The sequence below is a fragment of the Micromonospora pattaloongensis genome, assembly GCF_900107255.1.
In the GTDB taxonomy this organism is placed as follows: domain Bacteria; phylum Actinomycetota; class Actinomycetes; order Mycobacteriales; family Micromonosporaceae; genus Micromonospora_I; species Micromonospora_I pattaloongensis.
On record NZ_FNPH01000022.1, the window covers coordinates 1 to 10721 of the forward strand.

Annotated in this window: 7 protein-coding genes and 1 rRNA gene; 5 read left to right on the forward strand and 3 right to left on the reverse strand. The window is 72.4% G+C overall.

Going from position 1 to position 10721, the window contains the following annotated elements:
* The 3 genes from rrf to BLW47_RS24435 all read left to right on the forward strand — a co-directional run.
* Window positions 1–94, forward strand: a 5S ribosomal RNA gene (rrf, locus tag BLW47_RS24425); the annotation flags it as partial.
* A 247-nt stretch (window positions 95–341) separates the two neighbouring features.
* Window positions 342–1337 (forward strand): RNA polymerase subunit sigma-70, encoded by a 996-nt coding sequence (locus tag BLW47_RS24430; protein WP_091563136.1) that lies wholly within the window; start codon window positions 342–344, stop codon window positions 1335–1337.
* 19 nt (window positions 1338–1356) lie between these two features.
* Window positions 1357–1875: a DUF6069 family protein gene (locus BLW47_RS24435; RefSeq protein WP_245737089.1), complete on the forward strand. Its 519-nt coding sequence runs from the start codon at window positions 1357–1359 to the stop codon at window positions 1873–1875.
* Between the two features lie 111 nt (window positions 1876–1986).
* Here BLW47_RS24435 and BLW47_RS24440 read toward each other — a convergent pair whose 3' ends face one another.
* Window positions 1987–2646: an SDR family oxidoreductase gene (locus BLW47_RS24440; protein WP_091563143.1), complete on the reverse strand. Its 660-nt coding sequence runs from the start codon at window positions 2644–2646 to the stop codon at window positions 1987–1989.
* 295 nt (window positions 2647–2941) lie between these two features.
* Here BLW47_RS24440 and BLW47_RS24445 point away from each other — a divergent pair, with 295 nt between their 5' ends.
* Window positions 2942–4006, forward strand: coding sequence for a peptidoglycan recognition protein family protein (locus BLW47_RS24445; RefSeq protein WP_175543796.1), 1065 nt, complete (start codon window positions 2942–2944; stop codon window positions 4004–4006).
* A gap of 13 nt (window positions 4007–4019) precedes the next feature.
* Here the strand turns inward: BLW47_RS24445 and BLW47_RS24450 are convergent, their stop codons facing one another.
* Together BLW47_RS24450 and BLW47_RS24455 are read right to left on the reverse strand one after the other, a co-directional pair.
* Entirely contained in the window at window positions 4020–5936 is a 1917-nt protein-coding gene (locus BLW47_RS24450) for a sensor domain-containing diguanylate cyclase (protein WP_139307442.1), read from the reverse strand.
* A complete protein-coding gene (locus tag BLW47_RS24455) occupies window positions 5933–8302 on the reverse strand; it encodes a putative bifunctional diguanylate cyclase/phosphodiesterase (RefSeq protein WP_091563153.1) in 2370 nt (789 codons plus the stop codon). The genes BLW47_RS24450 and BLW47_RS24455 overlap by 4 nt, the downstream gene beginning before the upstream one ends.
* 411 nt (window positions 8303–8713) lie before the next feature.
* Here BLW47_RS24455 and tyrS point away from each other — a divergent pair, with 411 nt between their 5' ends.
* Window positions 8714–9970, forward strand: coding sequence for a tyrosine--tRNA ligase (gene tyrS / locus BLW47_RS24460; protein WP_245737091.1), 1257 nt, complete (start codon window positions 8714–8716; stop codon window positions 9968–9970).
* Window positions 9971–10721: the final 751 nt, after the last annotated feature.

Here is a 10721-nt window from a genome sequence, read left to right on the forward strand (position 1 = left end):
AACGCCCGGTAACATTCCGAACCCGGAAGCTAAGCCCTCCAGCGCCGATGGTACTGCACCCGGGAGGGTGTGGGAGAGTAGGACACCGCCGGACATACTTTCCAGTTGAGGCCCACCCCGCTTACGGGGTGGGCCTCAACTGCATACACAATAAAAGAATTAGGGGGTCCGACAGGGGCCCCCTTTTTTTTGTGCCCGCGTATCGATCAAGGAACCACGGGGCGTCGGCGGGTCCGTGCTTACCCCGACCCTCAGCGATGCCGACCGGCCCGGGTGATGAGTTGTCGCGCCCCCACCCGTCATACCTACGACGGGACACCACGAGACGGAAGGATGACGTGATGGGTGCGGACACACGGCTGGAGGAGTTGGGCGTGAGCGGGCTGAGCGAGGTCGACGAGCCGGCGTTCTCGGGGCTGGCGGAGCGGCACCGCCGGGAGCTGCACGTGCACTGCTACCGGATGCTCGGGTCGTTCGAGGACGCCGAGGACACCGTGCAGGAGACGTTCCTCCGTGCCTGGCGGCGGCGGGAGACCTTCGAGGGGCGGTCGACGTTCCGGGCCTGGCTGTACCGGATCGCCACCAACGCCTGCCTGGACCTGCTCGCCAAGCGTCGCCCGGAGCCCGCGACCGGCGGCGAGGTGCTGTGGCTGCAGCCCTATCCGGACCGGCTGCTCGACGAGCTGCCCGCGGGCGACGCGGACGAGCCGGAGGCCCTCGCCGTCGCGCGGGAGACGATCGAGCTGGCGTACGTGGTCGCAGTTCAGCACCTCGCGCCGCGCGCGCGGGCCGTGCTGATCCTGCGGGACGTCCTCGGCTGGCCGGCGAAGGACGTTGCGGAGCTCCTCGGGGACTCCGTCAACTCCGTGAACAGCGCGCTGCAGCGGGCCCGCGCCGGCATGCGGGAGCACCTGCCCGCCGAGCGGCAGGACTGGACCGGCGGCGAGGAGGATGCCGGGACGCGGGAGCTGGTGCGCCGCTATACCGACGCCAGCGTGGCCACGGACATCGACGGGCTCGCCGCACTGCTGCGCGACGACGTCCGCTTCTCCATGCCGCCCACGCCGGGCCTGTACGTCGGCCGCGACACGGTGGTGAAGACGTGGGTCGAGGGCGGCTTCCAAGACATGAACCTGCGCGCCGTCCTCACCTCCGTGAACCGGCAGCCCGCCGCCGCCTTCTACCTCTGGCGGAAGCGGGAGGGCGCGTACCTGCCGCTGACGATCGACGTCCTGCGCGTCACCGGCGGGGCGATCACCGAGATCGTCACGTTCCACGACGACCAGTTCCCGCGGCTCGGGCTGCCGGAGCGCCTGCCGACGGACGGCACGGAGTAGTCCCGGTGTGGACGCTCGGGTGCAGTCCACCATCACATGTCAGTCAGCACACGCCGTACGCCGGTTACCGAATTGGAGGAACGACATGAACGGCATGAGTGACACCGGGGTGGTCGCGGGGGCATCGGCCCAGGCCGGCCACGCCCACCGATTCCGCAAGCTCGCCGGCACCGGCTTCATCGCCGCGGTCGCGGCGACGCTTGCCACCACCCTCGCCGCTGCGCTCGCCCGGGCCGTTGGCGTCGACTTCGAGGTTCCCGACGGTGGCGAGACGATCCCGTTGTCCGGGTTCACCGTGGTGACCGGCTTCTTCTCGGTCGTGGGCATCGTCATTGCCCTCGCTCTTCTTCGTTGGAGCGCTCGACCCGCCGAGCGATTCGTGTGGACGACAGTGTCGCTGACCGCGATCTCGTTGGTCCCCGCTCTCCTCTCCGGGGCAAACACCGCCACCACCGTCGCTCTCCTCGGGCTACACCTCGTCCCTGCGGCGGTGATGATCCCCACCCTGGCGCGGAGCCTTCGCACCCGGACCGATTGACGTTCCCGCAACGCCGACGGTGGAGGCCACGTCCCGGGGAGTGCGTCGACCCCGGGGCGGATCGGGAGGCGGGGCCGGACGAAGGCGGCCCAGAACGGAGCCGGGGCGGGGTCAGGCGTGGTGGCGGAGCTGCGCCACCGCGTCGGGGATCGGGGTCTCGCCGCCGACCAGCTCCAACGTCTCGCCGCCGGTGGCGGTGTCGAGCAGCGCGAGCAGCACGTGGGCCACGTCGTCGCGCGGCACATCGCCGCGCTCGACCCGCGGCGCCAGCCGCACCCGCCGCCGTCCCGGCGCGTCGGTCAGCCGGCCCGGCCGCAGGATCGTCCACCGCAGCGGGCGGGACCGCAGGTCCTCCTCGGCGGCCCTTTTCGCCCGCAGGTAGGCGGCGAACACCTCGTCCCGACCGTCCGACGGCGGCGCGTCCACCCCCATCGACGAGATCATCAGGTAGCGGCGTACCCCGGCGCGTTCCGCCGCGTCCGCCAGCAGCGCCGCGGCCGCGCGGTCGACGGTGTCCTTGCGCGGGATGCCGCTGCCGGGCCCCGCGCCGGCCGCGAACACGACGGCGTCGGCGGCGGCGAGATGCGCGGTGACGTCGTCGACGCGGGCCGCCTCGAGGTCGCAGATTGCGGGCACGGCGCCGGCGTTGCGCAGCTCCCGCACATGCCCGGGGTTGCGAATGAGACCGACCGCGACGTCCCCACGCGCGGCGAGCATCCGCTCCAGCCGCAGCGCGATCTTGCCGTGCCCACCGGCGACAACGACCCGCATGTCCTCAATGTAGACGAGCGGCCGGGCGCCGCGCCGGGTCGGCGAGTTGCCGCGTCGGGCCGGTGCCGCGTCGGGCCGGCGCCGCCGTCGGCCGAGCTGCGCTGCCGCGCGGCTGTTCGGACAGGAGTGCGCGCCACGCGTGCCACGCGCGGGCCGAGCCCGCGATCGGGCCCCCGGACCGTTCGTAGCTTGTGGGTGACCGCCGGCTCGTCGCGCGACTCGCCGGAGATCGGCGCCGCCATCGCGGGCGGCACGAGCAGGGCCACGGGGTCGGACCAGATTGGGAGGAAGAGCCTTGACCAGCAGACGAGTACTCCTCACCGCCGCGGCCGGCATCGCGGCCGCGGCCGCGTTGCCGGTGACGGGCGTCGCGGCGCTCCCCGGCACGTTGGCCCGGCGGCGGGAACCGGTGGCCGGCGGCACCCAGGTGGCGCGTACGCCGTTCGCCCTCAGCCACCTGGTCGTTGCGTGGAACGGGGCCGGCCGGCCCGCGATCCGGACCCGATCGGGGTCGGGCTGGTCGGACTGGGCCCCGGTGCGGGTCGGACATCACGGACGGGCCGACAGTGCGGCCGGGCGGCGGTCGGCGCTGGTGACCGTGCCGGACGGGGAAGGCTACGAGGTGGACTGCTGCGGTGAGGCCCGTGACCTGTCGGTCACCGAGCTGAACACGGCGACCGGTCGGGGCGCCGCCCGGCAGCGACCCGGCGGGACCGAGCTGCGCATCGCCGGCCGCAGCGCCCCGGTCCGCTACCTCGACCGCGTCGCGTGGGGCGCCGACAAGGCGGTGCGGGGCGCGGCGCCGTGGCCGCCGCGGTACGCCCCGGTGCAGACCCTCACCGTGCACTACACCGCCGGCGCGAACGACGACCCGGACCCGGCCGCGACGGTGCGCGCGATCCACTACTACGACGCGGTCACGCGGGGCTGGGGCGACATGGGGTACAACTTGCTGATCGACGAGGCCGGCACGGTCTACGAGGGCCGCCGGTCCGGCACCCGCGCTCCGCTGCTCGGGCCGGCCGCCGGTAACGGCCGACCCCAGATGGTCACGGGCGCGCACGTCACCGACCACAACCGCGGCAACGCCGGTGTCGTCCTGCTGGGCGACTTCGCGGACCGGTTGCCGACCCCGGCGGCGAGAGAGGCGCTGACCGAGGTGTTGGCGCTGCTCGCCGGCGTCGCCAATCTGAACCCACTGGGCAGCACGACGTACGCCGATCCGTCGCTGAGCGTCACGCGCAAGGTCTCGACGATCGCCGGCCACCGCGACTACGCCCCGACCGACTGTCCGGGCGGCGCCTACTACCTGCAGCTACCGGCGCTGCGCAAGGACGTCGCCCGGCTGCTGCACGGCTGACCCGCCGGGCCCGTCAGTGCCCGACGGCGGCCTGCGTCGCGGCGTCGGCGACCGCCAACTGCGTCTCGCTGTCCCGCTTCGCGCGGTACATCGTGGCGTCGGCGAGCCGGAGCAGCTCGTCGGCCTCGGTGGCGTCGCCGGTGACCAGCCCGACGCTCGCGTTCACGCTCAGCTGCGATCCCTCGATGGTCATCGGCTGTGCGAGGAGCGTGAGGAACCGCGACGCCAGCGCCTGACCGGTCGGGGTGTCCGCGCCGGGCAGCACCACCGCGAACTCGTCGCCGCCGAGTCGGGCCGCGGTGCCCTCGTCCGGCACGCAGGCGCGCAGCCGGTCGGCCACGCCGATCAGGACCGCGTCGCCGACGTGGTGGCCGTACGTGTCGTTGACCGACTTGAAGTCGTCGAGGTCGATCAGGAGCACCGCCGCCCGGCCCGCCCGCGTCGCCGCCGACAGCCGCTCACCGAAGAGCGCCCGATTCGCCAACCCGGTCAGCGAGTCGTGGGAGGCCTGGTACCGCAGCTGGTCCTGCAACATCCGCGCCTCCGTGACGTCGCGCGCGTTGCTGACGACCCCGCCCACGCTCGCGTCGTGGGTGAGGTTGCGGCTGACCACCTCCAGCCAGCGCCAGGAGCCGTCCGCGTGCGCGTAGCGCGCCTGGTACGTCAGCGTGGCGTTCGGAGTGGTCATCAGCCGCACCATGCCCGGCATGATCTCCGGCAGGTCGTCGGGGTGGATGTAGTCGACGACACGGGTGCCGAGAAGCTTCCGGTGCTCGCGGCCCAGCACCCGTTCGGTCGCGGGGGTGAGGTACGTGAAGGCGCCGCGGCGGTTGACGATCGACGTGATGTCGGTGGAGTGCTCCAGCAGCGAGCGCATCAGGTCGCCCTGCCGTCCGAGCTCCAGCAGGCTGGCGTCCAGCCGGGTGACCAGGCTCGCGTTCTCCCGGAACGCGAGCAGTTGGCGGCCGACGACCAGACAGGTGATGATCAGCAGACCGGCCATCGTGACCCACGCCCGCGAGTCGAGCCGTGCCGGCAGCACGACCGGCAGCAGCGCGAACGTCCCGGCCAGGGCGGCGTAGGGAAGCATGTTGTAGCGGCGCTGCAACTGGCGGAGCCGTTGCGGGTCGCTCCGCGTGCCGACCTCGTGGATCCGCGGGCCGGCGCAGAGCAGCGCGGCGGGCAGCAGCCGCGCCGCCAGGGCCAGATGCAGGTGGTCGCTGTCCGCGGACGCGAGGCCGCCGGTGAAGCCCTGCAGCGCGGCGGCGGCGAGCATCGGCAGCGCGGCGCCCGCGGTGGCCGGTGAGGCGCCGGTGAGCAGCAGCTTCACCGTCGCCAGGCCGGTGACCAGCAGGATGAGGGCGCCCAGGAGCCCGGCGAGCGGCTCCTGCGCGTCCGGCGCAGGAACCGTGAGGAACCACACGAGCACCGCGACGCCGACCATCACGGCGGTGGCGTCGAGCCAGTAGCGGACGCGGGCCTGGCGTGAGGCGGCCGGCGTGGGATAGGTCAGGATCACCCACATGATGGCCGCGTTGCCGAACAGGACGCATGCGGCGTGGAACGGGTTGGGCAGCGCGGCGTGCGGCCCCGGGCGCAGCCACGCGACCAGGGCCTGGCTGATGCCGCCGGCGGCGAAGACCAGGCCGGCGGCGCTGAGCGTACGCCAGAACCGCCGGGCCGGCGGCGGTGTGCCGGGTACCCGGGCGAGGCGGCGGGGGATCAGCCACAGCACCAGGTTGAATATCGGAACCACGGACCAGAAGATCCGCAGTTGCGTCGCGGGATCGCCGAGATCCAGCAGGAACCCGCCACCGACCAGCGCGCACCCGATCAGCAGCGGCAGCAGTACGGGATCACGCAGCAACGCCGCCCCGGACTGGCGTGCCGGCGCGGCGGACGGAGGCCTCGAGTGTTCGGCGCCGGTCACCGCCGCGCACCCGACCCGACCGGCGATCCGCCCGGCCTGTCGTCGCCCGCCCGGTCGCCGTTGGTGCGGGCCAGTTCGGCGGCGACGACCTCGACCGGGCCGGGACGGGCGAACAGAAAACCCTGCGCCAGCGGGCAGCCCATGTCACGCAGCAGGTCCGCCTGCTCCGCGGTCTCCACGCCCTCCGCGATCGCCGGCAGCCGGCGACTCGCCCCGAGCTGCAGGACCGCGCGGGTGAAGGCGTGGTCGTCGCCGGAGGCGGCCTCGGCCGCGGGTACGAACGATCGGTCGATCTTGAGAATGTCGACCGGGAGCTGAGCCAGGTACGACAGGGACGAGTAGCCGGTGCCGAAGTCGTCGATGGCGATCCGGACGCCGTGCTCGCGTAGCCGGTTCAGCGTCGCCAGCGCCTGCCCGGCGCCCTCCTCCGCGGAGCCGATCAGCACGGTCTCGGTGATCTCCAGGATCAGGGCCTCGGGCGGCAGTCCCACGTCGGTCAGGGTACGCAGCACCAGGTCGGCGAAGTCGAGCTCGGCGAGCTGACGCCCCGAGACGTTGACGGTCAGCGAGATCCCGTACCGCTCGTACCAGGCCCGCGCGTCCGTGCAGGCGCGGCGCAGCACCCAGGCCCCGACGGGAACGATCAGTCCGGTCTCCTCGGCGACCGGGATGAACTGGGCGGGCGAGACCGGCCCGCGCGCGGAGAGGGTCCAGCGCAGCAGCGCCTCGACGGCGACGGCCCGGCCGGTCGCGAGATCCATCACGGGTTGGTAGTGCACCGCCAACTCTTCGGTCGCCAGCGCGTGCCGGAGCCCGTCGGCGACCCACGTGAACGTCTCGCGCGCGGTGCGCATCACCGGCTGGTACGCCGTGACCCGGTCCCGCCCGGCCCGCTTCGCGGCGTAGAGGGCGAGGTCGGCGTCGGCCAGAGCGTTCTGCGGGGTGACCCGGGTGTCGCTGATCTGGACGAGCCCGATGCTCGCCGACAGGTACACGGTGCGGCCGGCGACCGGCAGCGGGGCCTTGATCGCCTCGCGCGCCCGTTCGGCCAGGTAAGCGGCCTGCACCGGTTCGACGTCCTCGATGAAGAGCGCGAACTCGTCGCCGCCCAGGCGCGCCAGGGTGTCGGCGGGCGCCGCGAGCTCGCGCAGCCGTACCGCCACCTCCATCAGCAGCTCGTCGCCGCTGCCGTGGCCGAGCGTGTCGTTGACGTCCTTGAAACCGTCGAGGTCGATCAGGAGCAGCGCGTGCCGCGCCGCCCCGTCGCGACGGCTGAACGCCCACTCCATCCGCTCGGCCAGCAGGCCCCGGTTGGCCAGCCCGGTGAGCGGGTCGTGCAGCGCGTGGTGCCGCAGCTGCTGTTCCAGCGCCGTGCGCTCCTCCAGCGCCTCGGCGAGATCGCGGGCCTGCTGGTCGAGCTCCACCGTCCGCCGGTCGAGCTCGACGGAGCGGTGCTGCGCGACCCGCGCCACCAGGCTGAGCCGCACGACCAGCAGCACCGACAGCGCGCCGGAGAGCAGGGCCGGCACCGCGAGGTGCCGCCACTCCTCGGCGTGCCAGGCGTCGGCGTCGGTGGTGGCTGCCATGCCGAGCAGGCTGGCGGGTCCGATCAGGGTGGCGACCGCGAACGCGAGGGTGCGCCGGCTCGACAGCGGGGTGCGGTTGTTGGTGCCCGGACGGGCCGTCCAGAGCATCGCCGGGTGCAGCCCCGCCAGGCCGAGCAGCAGGTACGACACCATCCACAAACCATTGTCGAGCACGTCGACGGTGCGCGTGGTGGCGGTCGCGTTGCTGAAGTAGACGGTATTGGCGGCGAGCATCGCGCCGACGGCCAGCAGCACCAGCCGGTTGGCGGGGCTGCGCGCGCTCGCGCTGAACAGCAGCTTCACCGTGGCAGCGAAGAGCGCCAGGTCGCAGAGCGGGTAGATCAGCGCGAGGATCGGGCCGAGCCCGGCCAGCGGGGACTGGTGCAGGTACGGGTGGAACAGGAAGACCCAGTCCAGCACGGCGAAGCCGGCGCTGACGATCAGTGCGTCGAGCATCATCCGGCGGCCCTGGCCGCGCCGCTGCCGCCCGGCGAGCACCAGCCCGGCGATGAGCAGCACGTACGAGGCCACGAAGCCGACATCGTTGTAGGAGGGGAAGGGGGCGTCGTTGCCTCCGCTGACGTACTCGACCGTCCAGACGGTGTCGGAGAGCAGCCGGACAGCGAAACCCGCCGCGACGAGCCGCCAGGGCAGGGAGAGCCCGCGCCACCCGCGCGCGATCCGGAAGAAGAACGGGGAGCTGCCGAGCGCGCAGACGACGAGCCACAGCACCTGCCGAACGGACGTGTCGCCGAACACGTCGGCCACGGCGCTCAGCACGCCGACGACCGCGGGGTCGGCGGGGTCCGCCGGCCGACGCCGGCGGGCCGCGGACGCACGCCCTGCTTCATCGGGCACTCCTCACGCCATCGACTGGTGGTCTTCTCCACGCAGGATCGAGTGCATCCCGCCGCCGTTGCAAGACAGTTGCGCGGTCGGAGTGAACCGGGATCGCGAGGGGCCTGCCCGAGCGGCGGCGCGTTGCCGCGGGAGCGCGCAGGTCAGCAGTATTCCTCCCCGCCGGGACCGTCGTTCGGGCCGGGCCGGGTAGCCCGAGCGGGCGTACCCGGTCGTGGTAGTGCCGTTGTCCCGGCGGCGATGCGACGCGCCCCGGCTCGGATGCGCTCCCGTCGTTGGCCGTGGTCAGAACCGGGTGGGAGGGCGCGCCGGCGATGGGGGAGAATCGCCGTCGTGACGGACGTGACCGATGACCTGCAGTGGCGGGGCCTGATCCAGGACTCCACCGACCCGGACGAGCTGCGGAAGCTCCTCGACACCGGGCAGATGACGTTCTACGTCGGTTTCGACCCCACGGCGCCCAGCCTGCACGTCGGTCACCTGATGCAGGTGCTCACCGCGCGGCGGCTGCAGCTGGCCGGGCACCGTCCGCTGCTGCTCGTCGGCGGGGCGACCGGTCAGATCGGCGACCCGAAGGAGGGCGGCGAGCGGACCCTCAACAGCCCCGAGACGGTCGCCGGCTGGGTGGACAAGATCCGCACCCAGCTCTCCCCGTTCGTCTCGTACACCGGCGACAACGCCGCGACCCTGGTGAACAACCTCGACTGGACCGGCGAGATGTCCGTGGTCGAGTTCCTGCGCGACGTCGGCAAGCACTTCCCGATCAACCGGATGCTCGCCCGCGAGGTGGTGAAGGCCCGGCTGGAGAGCGGCATCAGCTTCACCGAGTTCAGCTACCAGCTGCTGCAGGCCAACGACTTCTTCGAGCTGCACCGGCGGCACGGTTGCGCGCTGCAGTTCGGCGGCTCCGACCAGTGGGGCAACATCACCGCCGGCGTCGACTACGTGCGGCGCCGGGGCGCGGGGCCGGTGCAGGCGTTCACGACCCCGCTGGTGACGAAGGCCGACGGCACGAAATTCGGTAAGACGGAGGGCGGCGCCATCTGGCTCGACCCCGGTCTCACCAGCCCGTACGCCTTCTACCAGTTCTGGGTCAACGCCGACGACCGCGACATCCCCCGCTACCTGCGGTACTTCAGCTTCCGCTCGCATGACGAGCTCACCGAGCTGGAGACGGCGACCGCGGAGCGGCCGGCGGCGCGGCTCGCCCAGCGGGCGCTCGCGGAGGAGCTGACGACGCTGGTGCATGGCGAGGAGGAGACGCGGCAGGTGGTCGCGGCCAGCCAGGCGCTGTTCGGGCGCGGTTCGCTGAGCGAGCTCACCCCGGCCACGCTGCGGTCCGCGCTGGGCGAGGCCGGTCTGGTACGCCTCGCGGAGCTGCCGACCGTCGCCGTGCTGCTGAAGGAGGCGGGGCTCGTCGCCAGCCTCAACGAGGCACGGCGGGCGATTGCCGAGGGCGGCGCGTACGTCAACAACGAACGTGTCACCGACGTCGACGCGACGGTCGCGCCCGACGCGCTGCTGCACGGTCGGTTCCTGGTGCTCCGGCGGGGCAAGCGGACGTTCGCCGGGGTCGAGGTGCAGCGCTAGTACGCCGCGCCGCGTGGAATGCCCGGCGCGGCGAGGGGGTTACATCCTTGCGAGCCCTTCGGGGCCCGCTGTCACGGACGCGGAGGGAATGCCGGGCGCGGCCACGCGCCCGCCTCCGCTCGGGCGGACGGGGAATGCCGCAAGCCCGTCGGAGGTTGTATCCGGCGGCTGTGGTTCCCGGGCTGGTTCGGTTCCCGGGCTGGTGCGCCTTCCGCGCGGATCGTCGCGCGGGGAATGCGGTCGGTCGGTGGAGCGTTACGTATCCGCCGGGCCGGGTGGCCGCGGACCGGTCCGCTACGGCGGATCGCGCCGGGAATGGCCGGGGTTCGAACAGCGTTGAACGTGGGCGTGACCACCGGGTGGTGCGCTCCAACGCCTGCCAGCAGGCGGATTTGGAGACGCGAGACCGGCCGGGTATGGTTTGACGTCGGCAGGGGAACGGACGCGGTAGCGGCCGGCCTGCTAAATCCCTTGAGTGCGCGTGGTGGGTGACTGCTGTGTGTGTTCGGGGGGGCTCGGTGGTGTAAAGCGTGATAATCCGGTGGATACCGGGTTGACATGGCGGAAGCGGCCGGGTAACGTAGTCGGAGTGCCTGGCGGTGCCGGGCGAAATAAACAAAGCCCCGATGGGTGTTCCACTTGGTGGTTCGCTTGTTGGTGTGTGTTTGTTCTTTGAGAACTCAACAGGGTGCTTGATAAGCCAGTGCCAAATTGATTTATACCCCGGCCGGCTTGGATCTTTATGGTTCTT